The sequence below is a fragment of the Bradyrhizobium sp. USDA3010 genome (assembly GCF_056429065.1).
The window spans coordinates 50,709-68,710 of the sequence record NZ_JBWJZD010000006.1 but is presented as its reverse complement, the minus strand read 5'-3'; the positions used below and the strand labels follow the sequence as shown (position 1 = coordinate 68,710).

At 64.6% G+C, this 18,002-nt stretch carries 12 protein-coding genes; 4 read left to right on the top strand and 8 right to left on the bottom strand.

Features of this window, described 5'->3' with window-relative positions; translation table 11 throughout:
• Nucleotides 1-74: 74 nt before the first annotated feature.
• The 3 genes from AC066Y_RS11950 to AC066Y_RS11940 form a co-directional block, all read right to left on the bottom strand.
• Nucleotides 75-359, bottom strand: coding sequence for an RNA-binding S4 domain-containing protein (locus AC066Y_RS11950; RefSeq protein WP_092120020.1), 285 nt, complete (start codon nt 357-359; stop codon nt 75-77).
• Nucleotides 360-392: 33 nt separating this feature from the next.
• Nucleotides 393-3,935 carry a helicase-related protein gene (locus AC066Y_RS11945; protein WP_478274039.1) on the bottom strand — a complete coding sequence of 1,181 codons (3,543 nt, stop codon included), beginning with the start codon at nt 3,933-3,935 and terminating at the stop codon, nt 393-395.
• Between the two features lie 607 nt (nt 3,936-4,542).
• A complete protein-coding gene (locus AC066Y_RS11940; RefSeq protein ID WP_478274230.1) occupies nt 4,543-5,373 on the bottom strand; it encodes a DUF3108 domain-containing protein in 831 nt (276 codons plus the stop codon).
• Nucleotides 5,374-5,725: 352 nt separating this feature from the next.
• On the opposite strand from AC066Y_RS11940, the gene rpmB reads away from it, so the two are divergent.
• Nucleotides 5,726-6,034: a 50S ribosomal protein L28 gene (rpmB, locus tag AC066Y_RS11935; RefSeq protein ID WP_173640159.1), complete on the top strand. Its 309-nt coding sequence runs from the start codon at nt 5,726-5,728 to the stop codon at nt 6,032-6,034.
• A 99-nt stretch (nt 6,035-6,133) separates the two neighbouring features.
• On the opposite strand, the gene AC066Y_RS11930 is transcribed toward rpmB, so the two are convergent.
• Nucleotides 6,134-6,895 (bottom strand): hypothetical protein, encoded by a 762-nt coding sequence (locus AC066Y_RS11930; RefSeq protein ID WP_478274038.1) that lies wholly within the window; start codon nt 6,893-6,895, stop codon nt 6,134-6,136.
• Between AC066Y_RS11930 and AC066Y_RS11925 the strand changes: the two genes are divergently transcribed.
• The gene (locus AC066Y_RS11925) at nt 6,887-7,408 is read left to right on the top strand and encodes an HD domain-containing protein (protein ID WP_478274037.1); all 522 of its coding nucleotides are present in this window, start codon (nt 6,887-6,889) and stop codon (nt 7,406-7,408) included. The genes AC066Y_RS11930 and AC066Y_RS11925 overlap by 9 nt on opposite strands.
• A gap of 636 nt (nt 7,409-8,044) precedes the next feature.
• Here AC066Y_RS11925 and AC066Y_RS11920 read toward each other — a convergent pair.
• The gene (locus AC066Y_RS11920) at nt 8,045-8,242 is read right to left on the bottom strand and encodes a hypothetical protein (RefSeq protein WP_478274036.1); all 198 of its coding nucleotides are present in this window, start codon (nt 8,240-8,242) and stop codon (nt 8,045-8,047) included.
• Nucleotides 8,243-9,698: 1,456 nt separating this feature from the next.
• Between AC066Y_RS11920 and AC066Y_RS11915 the strand changes: the two genes are divergently transcribed.
• Nucleotides 9,699-9,926, top strand: a complete 228-nt coding sequence (locus tag AC066Y_RS11915; RefSeq protein ID WP_212311911.1) for a hypothetical protein — start codon at nt 9,699-9,701, stop codon at nt 9,924-9,926.
• Nucleotides 9,927-10,201: 275 nt separating this feature from the next.
• Nucleotides 10,202-11,407, top strand: a complete 1,206-nt coding sequence (locus AC066Y_RS11910; protein WP_478274035.1) for an ABC transporter substrate-binding protein — start codon at nt 10,202-10,204, stop codon at nt 11,405-11,407.
• 215 nt (nt 11,408-11,622) lie between these two features.
• Here AC066Y_RS11910 and AC066Y_RS11905 read toward each other — a convergent pair whose 3' ends face one another.
• The 3 genes from AC066Y_RS11905 to AC066Y_RS11895 form a co-directional block, all read right to left on the bottom strand.
• Nucleotides 11,623-12,585: an alpha/beta hydrolase gene (locus AC066Y_RS11905; RefSeq protein ID WP_478274034.1), complete on the bottom strand. Its 963-nt coding sequence runs from the start codon at nt 12,583-12,585 to the stop codon at nt 11,623-11,625.
• A 44-nt stretch (nt 12,586-12,629) separates the two neighbouring features.
• The gene (locus AC066Y_RS11900; RefSeq protein WP_478274033.1) at nt 12,630-14,405 is read right to left on the bottom strand and encodes an NAD(P)-binding domain-containing protein; all 1,776 of its coding nucleotides are present in this window, start codon (nt 14,403-14,405) and stop codon (nt 12,630-12,632) included.
• 75 nt (nt 14,406-14,480) lie between these two features.
• Complete coding sequence (locus AC066Y_RS11895) at nt 14,481-17,951, bottom strand: acyl-[ACP]--phospholipid O-acyltransferase (protein ID WP_478274032.1); 3,471 nt, start codon at nt 17,949-17,951, stop codon at nt 14,481-14,483.
• Nucleotides 17,952-18,002 lie beyond the last annotated feature (51 nt).

Below are 18,002 nucleotides of genomic sequence, written 5' to 3'. Positions count from 1 at the left end.
GGAAGCCAGCCTCGAAAAACGCCAGTATTCTCACGCCCCTGCCACCCCAAATTGGGATAGCAAGCGCTAGATAACTACTCCTTGCCGGCTTGCAAATTGCCGGCCTGCAAATCTTCGTACAGCACGCGCGCCGAACTGGCATCGCCGCGCCGCTCGGCGAAGCCCGTGACCTTGAGCACGCGGACGCTGTTGTCGAGCGCAACGGTGATGACGTCACCCGCCTTCACCGCATGGCCCGGCGATTTCTCGCGCGTGCCGTTGATGCGGACATGACCTGATGCGACGAGTTCAGCCGCGCTGGTGCGGGCCTTCACCAGGCGCGCGTGCCACAGCCATTTGTCGAGCCGCTGTCTGTCCAAGCGTCAGACCAAGAACTAGCATCAAGGGTTGGATTATTCCTTCCGGCCGGCGAGCTGCTCTTTCAGGGCAGCGAGCTTGGCGAATGGCGAGTTCGGATCGATCGGACGGTCGCGCTCGCGCGGCGCGCTCGAGGCGTAGGGCCGATGCGACGGGCCGCCCTCGCGCTTGTCGCGGCCGCCCTTGCCGAAATCGCGGCCGCCGCGGTCACGATCACCGCCCTTACGATCGCCGCCGCCGAACTTGTTGTCGCGGCGACGCTCATTGTCGCGATCGCGGCCCTTGCCCTCGAAGCCCTTGCCCTCGAAGCGCTCGCGGCGCTGGCCCTTGTCCTCGCGCGGCGCACCATCGGCCGGCGCGGCAGCGGCCGGCGCAGAGCCGTCAGCGGGCGCGCCAGGACGCGGAACGCGGAAATCCTGGTGGCGGCGCGGCCGGCGATGATGTTCGCGCTTCTCGCCCTCGCCACCGCCTTCGGCAGCCTGCGCGCCCTCGGCGGGCTTGTTCTGGTGACGGCCGCGGTTGCGGTCGTGGCCGCGATGATGCGGACGGCGCTCGTCGGAGCGGCCGCCGGGCCGCCAGACTTCGACCATTTGCGGCTCAGCCGGCGTTTCCGCGGCGGCGGGAGCGGCCTCGGCGGTTGCTGCGTCAGCGTTCGCGGTCTCCGCAGGCGCTTCGGCGGCGGGCTCTGACGGAGCCTCTGCGGCAACGGCTTCAGTCGGCGTCTCCGCAGCGGCTTCCACCGCAGGCGCAGGCTCGGCCGGCACTTCAGCAGCGGGCGCTTCGGCAACAGTGGGCTCATCGACCGGCGCGGCGCGCTCGGCCACAGCATCCTGCTGAGTCTCGAGCACCACCGGCGTCGCCTCGCTGGCGACCACCTCGGCAAAGCCGACATCGGGCAGCAGCGCGGCCGACGGCGCGGGATCGCCGGACACCGGCTGATCGGCGGCAGTTTCGGCCTCCGGCGCAGCGGCAGCCTCCGGCGCATCGGCCGTGACCTCGGCGCCGGCATCGACCGGCGCGTCCGCGGCGACGTCGGACGTCGCCTCGGCCGGCGGCGTCTCCGCGGCGACGGTCTCGGTGGCCTCAGCAGGCGCAACCTCGACTGCCTTCGGCGGCAGCGGCGGACGGCGGTCCATGCGGTAGCCGAGCGCGCGCAGGATCGAGGCAAAGTCCTCACCGGCGGAGCCGGTCAGCGACGTCATCGCCTGCGTGACGACAAAGCCGCGGCCATCGAACGCACCGGCGGGCTTCTCGCCCGGCGAGGTCTCGCGCCAGGCCAGCGCCGGACGGATCAGATCGGCGAGCCGCTCGAGAATGTCGACGCGCACCGCGCGCTCGCCGCACTGGCGATAGCCGAGCACGCGATAGCCGTCGCGCGGCAGGGCCTTGTCGACCGGGAACGAGGTGCGGCCGCTGGAGGCGAGATGCTGCACATTCGACAGCGCGCCCATGTCGACATTGCTCTGCTTCTCGGCCCACAGCAGCGACGCCAGCGAGCGCGCCGCGGGCTTGAGCAGCTGCGGGAAGTAGATGTGATAGGCACCGAAGCGCACGCCGTATTTGCGCAGCGCGGCGCGCGAGGGCTGGTCGAGATCCTTCATCTCGGCGGCGATCTTGCTGCGCTCGAGCACGCCGAGCGCCTCGACGAGCTGGAAGGCGATGCCGCGGGCGATGCCCTGGATATCCTCGGCCTTGGACAGTTCGAACAGCGGCCCGAGCAGCTTCTCGATATGCGTCTTGAGCCAGAGATCGAGCCTGGTCTGCACGGCTTCGCGCGAGGCGCCGGTCAGCCGCTCGTCGGAGATGATGCGCAGGCGCGGATGCAGCGCGTCGTCGGCGGCCACCAGCTTGGCCACCGCATCGCCGGTCCAGCGGATGGTGCCATCGGAGGTCAGCACGAACTGCTCGTCGGGGGCGGCGCCCAGTTTCTCGGCACGCGTATCGATCTCGCGCGCCAGCACCTGCTGTGCGGCGGCCTGTAGCGCCTTGGCGTCGCTGCCGGCCTCGGCCGCATCAGGTGCGAAGGTGAAACCATCGAGCCGGCCTATCACGTGGCCTTCCACGATCACTTCACCGGTCTTGCCAATTTCCGTATTCAAAACTGAGTTCTCCCGCAGGCGGCGCATCAATACACTGGTCCGCCTGTCAACGAAACGCTCCGTGAGCCGTTCATGCAGCGCATCGGACAATTTATTTTCGAGCTCGCGCGTGATCCCCTGCCAATGGTCCGGGTCGTAGAGCCAGTCCGGCCGGTTGGCAACGAAGGTCCAGGTCCGGATCTGCGCGATCCGGCCCGATAGCGTGTCGATATCGCCGTCGGTCCGGTTGGCCTGGTCGACCTGAGCGGCAAACCATGCGTCAGGGATACGCCCCTTTTGCATCAGGAAGCCGTACAGCGTGGTCACGAGTTCGGCATGGGCGGCCGGCGACAGCTTTCGGTAGTCCGGAACCTGGCAGGCCTCCCACAGCCGCTCCACCGCGGCCGGCCCATGCGCGAATTCGCGCACATCGGCGTCGCGTGCGACATGTTCGAGCACCCGCAGGTCCTCGGCCACCGGGGCCCGCGTCAGTGCCTCATGATTGGGCGTCAGCGCCAGCGATACCTGCAACGCGCCGAGCGAGGCGAAATCCAGCCTGGCGTTGCGCCATTGCAGCATCTTGACGCTGTCGAAGGTGTGGTTCTGCAGCGCATTGACGAGTTCCGGCTCGAACGGCGCGCAGCGGCCGGTGGTGCCGAAGGTGCCGTTGCGCGTGGCGCGCCCGGCACGGCCGGCGATCTGCGCGAATTCGGCCGGCGTCAGCCGGCGGAACTGATAGCCGTCATATTTGCGGTCGGAGGCGAAGGCGACGTGGTCGACGTCGAGATTGAGCCCCATGCCGACCGCATCGGTGGCGACGAGATAATCGACGTCGCCGTTCTGGAACATCTCGACCTGCGCATTGCGTGTGCGGGGCGAGAGCGAGCCCAGCACCACGGCCGCGCCGCCATGCTGGCGTCGGATCAGTTCGGCGATCGCGTAGACCTCGTCGGCGGAGAACGCGACGATCGCGGTGCGCCGCGGCTGCCGCGTGATCTTGCGGTCGCCGGCGAATTCGAGCTGCGAGAGCCTGGGCCGCGTGACGATCGAGGCGCCCGGCAACAGCCGCTCGATGATCGGCCGCATCGTGGCTGCGCCAAGCAGCAGCGTCTCATCGCGGCCACGGCGGTTGAGCATGCGATCGGTGAACACATGCCCACGCTCGAGATCGGCCGCGATCTGGATTTCATCGACCGCGAGAAAGGACACGTCGAGATCGCGCGGCATCGCTTCCACGGTCGAGACCCAGAAGCGCGGCGCCTTCGGCTTGATCTTCTCTTCGCCGGTGATCAGCGCGACATTGTCGACGCCGGCGCGGGCCGCGACCTTGTTGTAGACCTCGCGCGCGAGCAGCCGCAGCGGCAGCCCGATCAGGCCGGACGAATGCGCCAGCATGCGCTCGATGGCCAGATGCGTCTTGCCGGTGTTGGTCGGCCCCAGCACCGCAGTGACGCCTGCGCCGGGCACGCGGTCATTTCCGAACGAAGTTGAGAAAGCCATATTTTGCAGGTGTTTCTTTGATCGATGCGCGGCTGTTAATCGTCATTGCGAGCGAAGCGAAGCAATCCATTCGGATTGCTTGCCGCGACATATGGATTGCTTCGTCGCTGCGCTCCTCGCAATGACGCGGAAATCCCGAAACTGATCGATCATGGACACCATCTGAGGCGAATCTGTCTCACAATGCGACGCTTTCTGCGCCGCCCTTAAGCTTCGGAACGAGTCCGGAACGAATCGCGCCCGAATCGGTGACTCCATTCCAGGCCTGAAACGTTCACCGCAACATCTCGGGCAGGCTGACGGCGGCGGCACTAGATCAAGTTTGAGAGGGCTCCACAAGCACGGGATATGCGGACTGAATTCCTTAAGTTCCAGAGGCGGCCGAGTCGAATCAGAAGCGGGCAAGAGTCAACTGGATTCCGGTGACGTTTGTTGCATTCGGTTCACCTCGCCCCGCTTGCGGGGAGAGGTCGGATCGCCCTTGCGATCCGGGTGAGGGGGTACAGGTCTCTCCCTTGTCACAGCTCGCGGTGAAAGCCCCTCACCCCAACCCTCCAAGCGCGAGCTTCGTCGTCTCGCCCCCGCAAGAGCGGGGCGAGGGAGAAGGCTACTGCGTCTTTGCCACGCGCGGCGGCGCGGCTGTGGTGACGAACGAGGTGGCTTCCAGCATGGCCTGGCCGAGCGGGGTCGGGATCGTCATGCGGAACGGCACCAGAAGACGGGTGCCCGCGATCGGCACGAAGGCGACCTCGATGTTGCGCTGGGCGGCGAGATATTTGATGACAGGGCGATCCGGGATGTAGCCCGAGATCGGCACGAAATAGAGCGCGCAGACCAGCGCCGGGCCGTGATAGCCGCGCTCGGCTTTCACGATCTCGACGCGCTTGAAATCGAGCTTGAGGTCGTAGCGCATGCGGCCGTCGAACACGCCGGCGCCGGTGCGGCAGACATCCGGGCTCATCAATTCGGCATTGCCGGGCGCGCGCAGGAACGAGCCGGTCATCGGATCGAACACGTTCTTCTTCTGCGCCTCGGTCACCGGCAGCCGGTCGGCATCGACCGGCGGCTCCGGCTCGATCGTGGATTCCTTGATGCCGCCACCCGCCAGCACCATCCGGATGGTCTCCGACTTCTTCGAGGTGGTGGTGGTGGCGGTGTAGGAGATGGCCGCCAGCGCGCCGTTGACGACGCGGCCCTGCGAGGCGCCCGAGCCGCTGCCGCCGGAAAACGCCTTCAGGAGGCCTGCGGTGCCGCCCTGGGCCGAGGCCGAGAAGCTGTCGTCGCCGATTTCGATGGTCCAGCTGCCCTTGCCGACCGGGATACCGGCGAGCGTCGCCTCATACTGGGCGTCGAGCCGCCCTTGCGCGCTCGCGCGCTCGGCGCAAAACAGCAAGAGGGCACCGGCGCACAGACCGACGAGCCGGCCGAGCGGGGGCAAAAGGGCAATGGCGGTGGTCACTTAACCTACCTGACGGTCCTGCTATCGGCGCTCTATCCGTTGTCCATTTGGCATTCAATTCGGCCGGACAACGGGCGCATCTGTTATGGAACCAAGACTTGCAGCCGAATACGCCCTTTATATGGTTGCCATATCCGCCGTTAAGTGGCTGGTAGCGCTTATGAACCGCCATTTCCCGGGGCGTCCATGCGGCGATATAATCTTGACGCTCGGGCATTCTCCCCCTATACACCCGCGGTTCCTGGAAAATGGACGCGAATTCAAAACCCCCGCGCGGGCCGCGTGATTGCACGCGCCGCCAGAGGCGGGGATGCAATAAGGATTTTGTAAGATGTCCCGGCGCTGCGAACTGACGGCCAAGGGCCCCCAGACGGGCCACAAGGTGAGCCACTCCAACATCAAGACCAAGCGGCGCTTCCTGCCGAACCTGGCCAACGTGACCTTCATCTCGGACGCGCTCGGCCGCAACGTGCGCCTGCGCGTCTCGACCAACGCGCTGAAGAGCGTCGACCACAATGGCGGCCTCGACGCCTACCTGCTCAAGGCCAAGGCCGACGTGCTGTCGCCCCGCGCGCTCGATCTCAAGCGCGCGATCGAGAAGAAGGTCGGCAAGCCGGCGTTCGTGAAGAAGGCGAGCTAAGCGCGACGCAAGAGCGGAATTCGCGGAAAGAGATTTGAACGGCCGGGTCGGATGACCCGGCCGTTTTTTTATTAGCACCCCAAAATGTTAGAGTGCTCTCTAGAAGTATAGATTGTTTTGGACCGCCTTGTTGTCCCGATTCGACCAAACAGACGTGTCAAACAAGCCGAACGGACTTTCGTTCAATGCCTCAAGGAATTGATCGCCTCCCTGAGATACTTCTTCCCCCAAGTCAGCAGTAATACGACGAAGCTTAGCGGCGGCCGAATTCACGCGGTCCGATCCAATGTCCACTACCGCCATGAAGACTGAAGCGAAGACGTACAATCGCCTCCAAATATCATCGTCATCCGCTTTGAGGGAGAGGTCACGCAATAACTTTGTAATCGCGAGGTCTCCTCGGAGAAACGTTCTGTAGTAGGAACTTATGCCGCAATACCCATCAATGCCATGGAATGGGACGTCAGGTGCGGCGAGCCACAGCGGAAGTCCTCGTAGAGTGGATCGTCTCGCGCGACCATCGCGCATTAACAACTCTTCGAGGTATTGGCTCACTCGCTCATCAACTTGCGTTCTAGGCCGGCTATTTCTTCGAGCTATTTTCTCCTGCACGCGCGTCCATTTGTTCGCTGCTCCTGGCCCCCATTGAATATCAGCTCGGCGCAGGCTCTCACTTGCGTTTACTTGGACGGGCTCAAATTCGAGCTCCACTGAGTTGCGCAGCATCGCACTGACATCCAAGTTGTACAGAATTGTACCAGAAGGCAGTTGCTGAGCCGCATCGCCTAGCGCAGTTACAATGCTCGCTACAGTTGAATTAGCTTTCGACTCCTTAACAAGCCCTTCCGCTGATTGGATCAACTGGCAATCGACGGTCCAGAAGGTTTTCTCCTTGACGAGCTAGCTGGAGAAGAGCGTGATGTTTTTCTCTATCAGGAGTTTGTACGATATAATCACGCTAAGCGCATTCGCCAATGGATAGAGGGTGATCTAAATCCAACTCTAGGTGTCTCAGAAAAGGCGATCGCTGAGGTGCAACGCGTATTGTCGAATTTGGATCCCACCCTTCGAAGGGACTTGGGCCTTATCGCCGAGAGCCATCATCTCGATGACCTTGATAATCTTGCGAAGTACAAGATTGTGCAGCCCTACGGGCCAACGGATTCCGAGACGGCCAATATCCAGTACTGCGCAATAATACTTCGAGCAGCCGATCTCCTGCATATGCGACGGGATCGGACGCCGTCAGTCCTATTTAGGATAATCAATCCGACCGATCCGATAAGTCAGCGCGAGTGGGCCAAGCAAAACGCGGTGCGCCGGGTTAGGCCCATTCGTGAGCGACGCTTTATGTCGTGCATTTGGACGAGCTAGCTTTGCATGCCTGGCTATGCAGCTGTCATCGCGTGAGCCGACTCAAGATGATTCTAGCTGGATCTGCGGCGCCGACGCCTCGCATCGTCTTACCCTTCGACAAATTCTAATTTCCCTAGCGTTTTCAATGCAATACACCTTGCACAACTCCCGCAAAGAAGATATTCCTCTTCTCCGATACCCCACTCAGCATTGCAACGACCGCGTCCCGTCTCTTCTGAGAGAGACGTATCGCGATCGTCACGGACGTTGGGTGCGGGATGCGGTGGACAGGAGGAGCCCGCAGGACGAGCGTACCTGATCGCGGACAGTGAAAGCCTGTGGACCTGACGCCCTCGCGGCTGGTGCGTCCTCTGCAAAACGCGAAAGCGTTGTTGCGAGGACGGTTACAAGCAAGCTCCCGCCAGCGCGCTCTGTATCACGAGCGAGGGTCAAGCTGCCGCACGACCTGGGCCGATCGCGCCGAGCAAATGCACGCGGTCACCTCGCAATGTCCTAAATCTGCATCGAGGGACGGATCGATTGCGCCGTCACAACCAGCGCTGCCAAATTCACCGATGTCGCGGCCGCTGCCGGATCACACGCTCCCAATCGTGACGCGTTGCAAGCACAGCACGGATCGCGCCGCCACCCGTCTCACTCCGGCGACCGCAGCCCCGGCGACATCACCCACGCGTTGATGCGCGAGGCGGTTTCGGCCTGGCGGGCCATGCGGATCAGGCGGTCGCGTGCGACGCCGGGCGGCATGACGCGGGCCTGGTCGCGGAGGCGGATCGATTCATCCGCGAGGTGCTGCTCCGGGGACCTGCGCGGGTTGGGAAGGCTGTTCTGCATCACGCTGCTCCATTGCATCCGAAGGCGGGAGCGCAACTGGCGTTCTCGGTCACCGGCAGTGCCGGACATTCGCGCGGTGATGGACCGAGACTACGCCCGCGCGGCGTGGCTTGACGGTGCAGTAGTGAACACAGCGAAGGAAATCGACTGCGAGGATTTGAAGGGAGTCGGCGCCACGGGGGCCCCGGGAGCTGGCGCCCCCGGGGGGAGTGCACGGCCCTGGCTTTGGGGGCAGGAAATTGCAAGGCCGTGCAGGCCGGTAACCAGCCCGCAGCATCAAGTCGGAACCGCAGCGCAAGTTCCACCGCCGCGGCAGCCGTGCGCCAAAAAACGAATTTCGCCAGCAAGTTCAAGGCGACACACCCTGTCCAGTCCGCGCGAAGAAAATATTCCTCTTTCCCGAGACCCCAACTCAGCATTACAAGACCGCGTCCCGCCTCCTCTGAGAGGGGCGTATCGCGATCGTCACGGACGTTGGGTGCGGGATGCGGTGGACGCGAGAAGCGCGCGAGACGAGCGCGCCTCATCGTGGACGGCGAAATCGTGCAGGCCTGACGCCCTAGCGGCAGGTGTCTCTTCACAAGACGCAAACGCGTCCAGTGAAGACGGTGACAAACAAGCCCAGTCTCGCCGGGGAGAGCACGTATAAGCCGTAAACCAACCGCGCGGGGAACGCCGGGATCGCCCGGCCGTACCTGTGGTCCTACCTCCCGAGCTTTTTGTTGCTCGGGACCCATGGGTGCGTGCTGGCACCCGGCGTTCCCCGCGCCCTCTGCTCAAGAAAGAGGGTCAAGCTGCCGCAAAGCTCGGGCCGATCCGGCCGCGAGAATGCGCCCGCACACCCTCTCCCGCTGTCTGACAGGTGAATCGATCCGACCACCACGCGCGCGGCGCGATGGCGAAGTGAATTCTTCTTTGCGCAATGACGCGTGAAGTAAAACAATCCATCGCACAACGTGAAGAGAGATGGATTGCTTCGTCGCTTCGCTTCTCGCAATGACGAACGGCGTCGCGACGGTTGCGACAAGTCCGCTGACAGCTGCTGCCAATGACAGCGGTGTCATTGCTTCCGCAGCTCGCACGTCACGCGAATCCGTGCCGATGCTTCGAGAGCGCGTGAAGAAAGCCTTAACGCACACGCCGCGCACAACGAAGAAAGCCTCTAAATCACGGCAAAAATGGCCTGTCGCGTGGCCATTAATCACAACCTCACGCGATCAATCACGAGCGCATGAGGCGCATGCAAAACGCCACGATCTCTTCCAACTCATGGTGTGCAAACAAGCCGTCCGACACGATTGCGATTCGACGCGGCGACCGCTGCGCGGCTCGAACACCGTGAAGGACATCACGGCCGGCACAACTGATTGTGAGGCATGTGCGCCGCACTCTTGGGAAGAAGCCTGGCCGTTCCTACATCACGTCCAAAGAACGACCCCAATAAAGGAATTGGTCAATGCAAGTTCGCGCAGCCGATACGCGCGGAAGACTGGTGCCTGCGCTTGCAACCGCCGCCGTGGCGGTGCTGGCCACGGCAGTCCTCGTCATCCTCGAATTCAACCCGCCCCGCAATGTGCAGGCCGCGGCCGAGCCCGGCATGATCACCTCCGCCGCTGCCAGTAGAGCCGGCGCCACGGTGCTGCCGACCGATCCGGTCACGACCGGCAGCGTGCGGTATCGCTGAGGGCTCATCACCGTCGTCCCGGCGAAGGCCGGGACCCATAACCACTAATGTTTGCCGGTACGCGGAATGTTGCCGCAGCGTCGCACCACATAAGCAGTTGGGGTAATGGGTCCCGGCTCCCGTGCGCAACTGCGCACTAGGCCGGGACGACGGTAAACGTTAGACCCCGCCGCATTTTCGCATCCCTGCCCCGGCGTCTCGTCGCAAGCCTGCCTCCCTCGACCTCACGTAAGCTCTCCCTCGCGAACAATAAGAACGCCACAGGGAGGCTCACGATGATCTGCAAGGCCATCACGGCAGCACTCGCGCTTGCGCTCGCATCACAGGCGCACGCCGCCGAAAAGAAATATGGCGCTGGTACCAGCGATACCGAGATCAAGCTCGGACAGACCTCGCCATTCTCCGGCGCGGCGTCGGCCTACAGCGTGATCGCGAAGGTGCAGGCGGCCTATTTCAAAATGATCAACGACCAGGGCGGCGTGAACGGGCGCAAGATCAATCTGATCACGCTCGACGACGGCTACTCGCCGCCGAAGACCGTGGAGCAGACCCGCAAGCTGGTCGAGCAGGAGGAGGTCGCCGCGATCCTCAATCCGCTGGGCACGCCGACCGGCCTTGCGGTGCGCAAATATCTCAACGACAAAAAAGTGCCGCAGCTGTTCGTCGGCGCCGGCGCCACGCTGTGGGGCGACTATCAGCATTATCCATGGTCGATCGGCTTCCAGCCGTCGTACCAGGCCGAGACCGCGGTCTACGCCAAATATGTGCTGACCAACAAGCCGGACGCGAAGATCGCGCTGTTCTACCAGAACGACGACGCCGGCAAGGATTACGGCAACGGCTTCAAGAAGGGATTGGGCGCGGAGAACACTGCCAAGATGGTGGTGGCGGAAACGACCTATGAATCGACTGACCCGACCGTCGACAGCCAGATCGTGAAGCTGAAATCTTCCGGCGCCAACGTGCTGTTCATGCACGCGATCCCCAAGCAGGCGGCGCAGGCGATCAAGAAGATCGGCGAGATCGGCTGGAAGCCGGACCTGTTCTTCCTCGCGGCGACCTCGACCTCGGTGTCCTCGGTGCTGAAGCCCGCCGGCTTCGACTACGCCAAGGACATCATCTCGTCCTACTCGCTCAAGGATCCGAACGATCCGCAATGGAAGACGGATCCTGACGTGATCGCCTGGCAGGACTTCATGAAGACGTATTTCCCGGACGGCAATCTGCAGGACCAGCTGATCGTCTACGGCTATGTGGTGGCGGAGGCGACGGTGCAGGTGTTGAAGCAATGCGGCGACGACCTCACCCATGAGAACATCATGAAGCAGGCCGCCAACCTCGACATCGCGCTGCCGATGTTCCTGCCCGGCATCAAGGTGAAGACCTCGCCGACCGACTACTTCCCGGTCGAAGCGATGCGGCTGCAGAAATTCAACGGCGAGACCTGGCAGCTGTTCGGCGATACGATCGGGAATGATTGAGGCACGTGATTGAAGGCTGAACTATCCACACCAAGATTGTCGTCCCTGCGAAAGCAGGGACCCATAACCACGAATGTCGGTGTGGTACGACGCTGGGGCCACAGCCTTCTGCAACAACGGGCTGCGGTGGTTATGGGTCCCGGCTCGCGCTTCGCTTGGCCGGGACGACGAGGAGGTTAGACTCCCTTTGCCAACAAGGACGGGACGACGGGAGGTTAGACTCCCCGCTCCAGCAGCACCCGAAAATCCGCCCGCGCCCGCTGCGCCTCGGCACGCGCCGCCTCCGACGCATCGCCGAGGCCAAAGTAGCCGTGAATCAGGCCTTCGCCGGAATGATACGCGACCTGCACGCCGGCCGCCTGCAACGCCTTGGCGTAAGCATGGCCCTCGTCGCGCAGCGGGTCGAACCAGGCCGTGGTGACGACCGCCGGCGCCACACCGGCGAGAGACTTCGCGCGCAGCGGCGAGACGCGCCAGTCGGCACCCTGCGCGGGATCTGCGAGGTAATGCCCCGCGAACCACTGCATCGTCGCACGGGTCAGGAAGTAGCCCTCGGCATTCTCATCGCGCGACGGAAATTTCGCGTTCTCGCCCGCATCGGCAAAATTGCCTGCTACGTCGGTGACGGGATAGACCAGCAATTGCCCGGCGAGCCTGATGCCGGCATCGCGGCAGGCCAGCGCCGTGGCGGCGGCGAGATTGCCGCCCGCGGAATCGCCGGCGACCCCGACGCGGGAGAGATCGCCGCCGAATTCGGCGATGCGCGCGACGACGTCGCGGACAGCAGTGAACGCATCCTCGAAGGCGCCGGGAAAGCGCGTCTCCGGCGGGCGGCGGTAATCGACCGAGATCACCACGGCACCGGTCTCGATCACGAGGTTGCGCGCCTGGCGGTCATGGGTCTCGAGATCGCCGGCGACCCAGCCGCCGCCGTGGAAAAAGATCACGGTCGGCGCTGTGCCACGGCCGTTGCGATAGAGCCGCGCCGCCAGCTTGCCGGCAGCGCCCTGCACTTCGATATCGCGCGCCACATCGACCGGCGGCGGCGGCACCGCCTTGCGCGCATCGGCCAGCGCCCGGAGTGAATCGCGGCAGCTCTGCGGCGTCATGGTTGCGGGATCGCGCAGCGGCAGCAGCGGGATGATCTTCTCAACGACGGGATCGAGCGGAAGCGGCATGGGAGTCCTTCTAAGTCGGTGCTTGCAGGTCAGGTGCTTGCAGTTCAGGTTAGATGCTTGGAAAGGCTGCCGGCCTCGATCGCTGCGATCTGCAGCGCGATGAAGCGGCTGTAGATGCGGGCCTGCGAGAACGCACCGCCGGTGAACCAGAGGCCGGGCTGGCCCGTGCGCGTCCACATGTTGCGCAGTTCCTGCGTCGCCTCGTCGAAGCCCCAGACGCGGCCGACGCGCGCTGCGACGTCGTCGCCGAACAGCTTGGCGAGCAGGTGATCGGGGCCCTTGTAGCCGGTCGCGAGCACGAACAGCTCGGCGGCGAGCGATGTGCCGTCCGTCAGCGCGAGGCCGGTGGCGGTGAAGCCGGTGATGTCGGCGGCCTGGATCAGGCGGATCTTGCCGTCGGCGATCAATTCGGAGCAGCCGACATTGAAGTAATAGCCGCCGCCGCGGGAGCGGAATTTCAGCGGCCAGCCGGTGCCGTCCTCGCCGAATTCGAGCCGGAAACCGGCGCGCTCCAGCCGCGACAGCAAGGGCGCATCGAGCCGCTTGACCTCGTCGGTGATGATCCGGTGCGCGATCTTCATCACCGGCAGCGGCACGCCGGAATTGAGGATGTCGCGCACCGCGATCGGCGGACCGTCGCCGAGATAGGTCCTGTCGTAGAGCTGCGCGGGCTCGACATTGACCACCATGGTCGGGCTGCGCTGAATCATCGTGACATCGGCGCCGGCGGCATGCAGTTCCTGGCAGATGTCATGCGCGCTGGTGCCGGTACCGAACACGACCACCGAGCGCGCTGCCCATTCGCGTCCCGCGGCGAACGCGCTGGAGTGCAGCACCCGGCCCTCGAAGCGCTCGATGCCCGGGATCGTGGGGATATTCGGCGTGCCGCTGACGCTGGTCGCGAGCACGACGTGCTTCGGATGCAGCGTACGCGGACCATCAGGCCGTTGCAGCGTCGCCGTCCAGCGCTGCGCGATCTCGTCATAGCGCGCGCCTTCGAACGAGGTTTCGGTCCAAAAGTCGAGCTCCATGACGTCGACATAGCTCTCCAGCCAGTTCGCGATCTTGTCCTTCGGGATGTAGTCCGGAAAGGTCGGCGGGAACGGCAGATAGCGAAACAGGTTGACCGGCGTCTTGTTGTGCAGCTTGAGGCCGCGATAGCGCAGCCGCCAATTGTCTCCGATGCGCCGCTGGCGATCGACGATCAGGGCATCGAGCCCGATCCGCTTGCACTCGACGGCGGCCGCGATGCCGGCATGGCCGCCACCGACGATCAGGACATCGGGCTCGCGGTCGGCATAGGCGCGCGAGGCCTGCCGCTGCTCCAGCCAGTCGGGTGCGGCGAAATCGCGCGCGTGGGATTCCTCAGTGGCGTGTTTGGCGCGCGCATCGCAGATGCGGTCGAAGTCAGGCATCGTGGAGAACGTCCACGCCGCGGAATTTCCGCCCCTCTCATGCAACAGGCGGACCGCGCCGGTGCCTGCGCCATTCGACGTATTGAAGGTGAAGACAGCCTCGATCACCTCGCGTCCGGCCATCACGGCGCGCCGCGGTATCAAGGCACGGTCATCGAGACGAAAGCCGCTGGCGCCAACGGCGATCGCACGCGCCAGCAGCTCGGCAACGACGCGCTGCCGCCCGCTGAATGTCGCAAAATGCCAGGAGATACCGAAGATGTTGCGCCAGTGGCTGTCGGGCGCGAACAGCGCGGAAAGAGCATCAAGGGAGCGGCTCGCGAGCGCCGCATCCAGCGCGCCGATCCAGCGCTCGGCTAACAGTTCAGGCGCGTCCTCTGTAGCCGGGTTCAGTTTGTCCAGCATGATCGTGCTTTCTCGGGAGCAGTTGCCGTCTATCTGACAACATGCTCCCGAAAAGCACAACCATCATGCCAAGACTCAGGCAACGTGTTGCTGCAGCGACGCCGGCTCGGCCTCGCCCTCCTCGCCGGCTGGCTCGGCCTGCGCTGCGGGCGCGGCGGCGAGTTCCGCTGCTATTTCTTTGGCCAGCGCAGTAGCGCCGACATAGTCGGTCTTGCCGGTGCCGAGCAGCGGCACCTTGTCGACCACGCGGATGTCGGCAGGCACCGCGAGCTCGGAGGCGCCGACGCTCTTGGCCTGGCGCTGCATCGCGGCGCGGTCGGCATTCCTCTCGGTGGTGAGCAGCACGATGCGTTCGCCCTTGCGCGCGTCGGGGATCGAGACCGCGACCGACATCGCCTGCGGCCACAGCGCGGATGCCATCGTCTCGACCGCCGACAGCGAGACCATTTCACCGGCGATCTTCGCGAAGCGCTTGGCGCGGCCCTTGATCGCGATGAAGCCCTGCGCGTCGACCGTGACGATGTCGCCGGTGTCGTGCCAGCCTTCAGGCAGCGGCTCGAGCACGCCGGGATTTTCGGCGCGGAGGTAGCCGAGCATCACGTTCGGCCCCTTCACCGACAGACGTCCGCCTTCCTCGATGCCGGGGACCGGATCGAGGCGGTATTGCATCAGCGGCGAAATGCGGCCGACGGTGCCCTGGCGGTTCGCCATCGGCGTGTTCATTGCCAGCACCGGCGCGGTCTCGGTGACGCCATAGCCCTCGAGGATGCGGATGCCGTAGCGTTCCATGTAGATCTGCCGCGTGCGCTCCTTCACCGCTTCCGCACCGGCGATCACGAGCCGCAGCGTGCGGAAATCATAGGTATGCGCCGAGCGGGCGTAGCCGGTGAGGAAGGTGTCGGTGCCGAACAGGATGGTGGCGCCGGTCTGGTAGATCAGCTCCGGCACGATCCGGTAGTGCAGCGGCGACGGATACATGAAGATCGGAATGCCGCCGAGGAGCGGCATCATCATGCCGCCGGTCAAGCCGAACGAATGGAACACCGGCAGGACGTTGAACACCTTGTCGTTGGCGTTGGCATCGACCCGCGCCAGCGCCTGCGCCGCATTGGCGAGAATGTTGCGGTGAGACAGCACGACGCCCTTCGGCGTGCCTTCCGAACCCGAGGTGAACAGGATGACCGCTGGATCGTTGGCCTCGCGGGCGACGCGCGGCGCGATGCCGGCGCGGAAGCCTGCGATCTTGTCGGCGAGGCCGATGTCGGCCCTGACGTCCTCGAGATAGACGACGCGCGCCTGGCCCGCCATCGCCGTGATCAGCTTGTCGAGCTTGCCCTTCTCGATGAAGGCCTGCGAGGTCAGCACGGTCTTCACCTGCGCCGCCTTCATCGCGGCCAGCACGTTGACTGGACCTGCCGAGAAGTTGAGCATCGCCGGCACGCGGCCGACGGTCTGCAGCGCCATGAAGACGACGGCGACGCCGGCCGAATTCGGCAACAGCACGCCGACATTTTCGCCGACGGCGGTGCCCTGCTCGAGCTTGCGGCTCAACACCTGCGCGCCGAGGATCAGCTTGCGATAGGTCAGCTTGGTGCCGAGCGCGTCCTCAATGATCGGCTTGCCGGTATCGCGGTCGCGATAGGCATGGCCGAGGCTCTCGAACAGCGTCTGGTCGAGCATCGCGTTCTGGACCATGGCGTTGATCATGACGTCCTGCAGCGCGGCGCCGGCGGCATTGCGGCGCGCCTTGCCCTTCAGCGACTGGTCGATCGGCAGCTTCACCGGCGGCAGGATCGAGATCGTCACCTTGGGGAACCAGGAGCGCTTGATCTCGCCATTCTTGAGATAGCTGAGATGCGAACGCTGCGCGCCCTCGATGCGGACCGGAACGACGACCGCGTCGGCCTTGTCGGCGATCATCGCGGTGCCGTCATAGACCTTCATCAGCGAACCGGAGACCGTGATGCGCCCTTCCGGGAAGATCACGACCGGCTCGCCGGCGGCGACCAGCTTGATCAGGTCGCGCGCGGCCAGCGGCTTGGACGGATCCATCGTGTAGTGCTTGATCATCTTCAGGAACGGCTTGGCCCACCACGCCTTGGCGATGCCGGTGTCGACCGCGAAGCTCGCATCGATCGGCAGCATGGCGTGCAGCAGCGGACCGTCGACCAGGCTGACGTGGTTGGGCGCGATCAGCATCCGGGTGCCGGCGGGCGGCAGATTCTCCATGCCGCGCACCTCGAGCCGGAACAGCGCCCGGAACAGCAGCGCGCCGAAATCGCGCACGCCTTCCTTGCCCCACTTGTTCAGCACGAACCAGACGGTGCCGAAGCTCGCAATCGCAAGGCCGAAGAAGATCCAGGCGATCGGCAGGCCGGCAGCTTGCAGCGCGCCGACGAACACCGCGCCGGCAACCATGAAGCCTGCCTGCAGGATATTGCCGGCGGCGATGATGCGGGCGCGCTCGGACGGCGCGGTCCAGGCCTGCACGGCCGCAAACGACGGTACCACGAACAGGCCGCCGCCGAACGCGAACAGGAAGAAATCAGCCAGCATGCGGAAGCCACCGAACGAGGCCGCGAACGCCGCCGCCGTAACCTCGTTGCCGAGCGAGGTGGTGGCGATCGCCCAAGCGAGGTCGAGGCCGATCACGCCCATCACGATGGCGCCGATCGGCACCAGCGCGAGATTCGGACGAACATGGCTGAGCTGCGCGGCGAACAGCGAGCCGGCGGCAATGCCGATCGCGAACACCGCGAGGCATAGCGTGACCACGCCCTCGGTGCCGCCGACGCCTTCCTTGATCAGCGCGGGCAGCAGCGACAGCACGATCGCGCCGACCATCCAGAACCAGGACACGATCACCATGCCGTCCCACAGCCGCTGTTCGGCATAGAGCGACTTCAACAGACGCACCGTCGAGGTCCAGGGATTCTTGGTGATCGGCAGATCCGGCGCGGAGGGCTGCGTCACCGGAATGCGCGACGCAAAGCCCCAGGACAGCACCGACAGACCAACGACGGCGGCACAGATCCAGCCCATGTGGCTGGCGCCGGCGACGAACATGCCGCCCGCGATGGTGCCGATCAGGATCGCCATGAAGGTCGCGCCCTCGACCAGCGCGTTGCCGGTCGCGAGCTCCGAAACCGACAGCTGGTCGGGCAGCACAGCATATTTCACCGGGCCGAACAGCGCGGCGACGATGCCGAACAGCGCCAGCGCGATGAACAGCAGCGGGATCGAATGGGTGAAGAAGCCGGCCGCCGCAAAGGCCGCGGCGAATATCTCGAAGAATTTCAGCCGGCGGGCCACGACGGACTTGATGTAGCGGTCGGCGAGCTCGCCGCCGAGCGCCGACAGCACGAAGAACGGCGCGATGAAGACCGCACCCGCGAGCTGGACCAGCGCCGGCCCCTGCTCGTTGGCGATGCCATACAGCAGCATGATGACCAGCGCGTTCTTCAGCACGTTGTCGTTCAGCGCCGAGCAGAACTGCGACCAGAACAGCGGCGCGAAGCGGCGGGACGTCATCAATTCCTTGATCATGACCGGTTCCTTGGGTTAGCGCGCACGGCGCTGGCAGGTCTGCGAATTCGC

Bases quoted from the DNA above. Each gene is read 5' to 3' on its own strand.
- AC066Y_RS11945 (WP_478274039.1), bottom strand. From the start codon at position 3,935: ATGGCTTTCTCAACTTCGTTCGGAAATGACCGCGTGCCCGGCGCAGGC.
- rpmB (WP_173640159.1), top strand. From the start codon at position 5,726: ATGTCCCGGCGCTGCGAACTGACGGCCAAGGGCCCCCAGACGGGCCAC.
- AC066Y_RS11920 (WP_478274036.1), bottom strand. From the start codon at position 8,242: ATGCAGAACAGCCTTCCCAACCCGCGCAGGTCCCCGGAGCAGCACCTC.
- AC066Y_RS11915 (WP_212311911.1), top strand. From the start codon at position 9,699: ATGCAAGTTCGCGCAGCCGATACGCGCGGAAGACTGGTGCCTGCGCTT.
- AC066Y_RS11910 (WP_478274035.1), top strand. From the start codon at position 10,202: ATGATCTGCAAGGCCATCACGGCAGCACTCGCGCTTGCGCTCGCATCA.
- AC066Y_RS11905 (WP_478274034.1), bottom strand. From the start codon at position 12,585: ATGCCGCTTCCGCTCGATCCCGTCGTTGAGAAGATCATCCCGCTGCTG.
- AC066Y_RS11900 (WP_478274033.1), bottom strand. From the start codon at position 14,405: ATGCTGGACAAACTGAACCCGGCTACAGAGGACGCGCCTGAACTGTTA.
- AC066Y_RS11895 (WP_478274032.1), bottom strand. From the start codon at position 17,951: ATGATCAAGGAATTGATGACGTCCCGCCGCTTCGCGCCGCTGTTCTGG.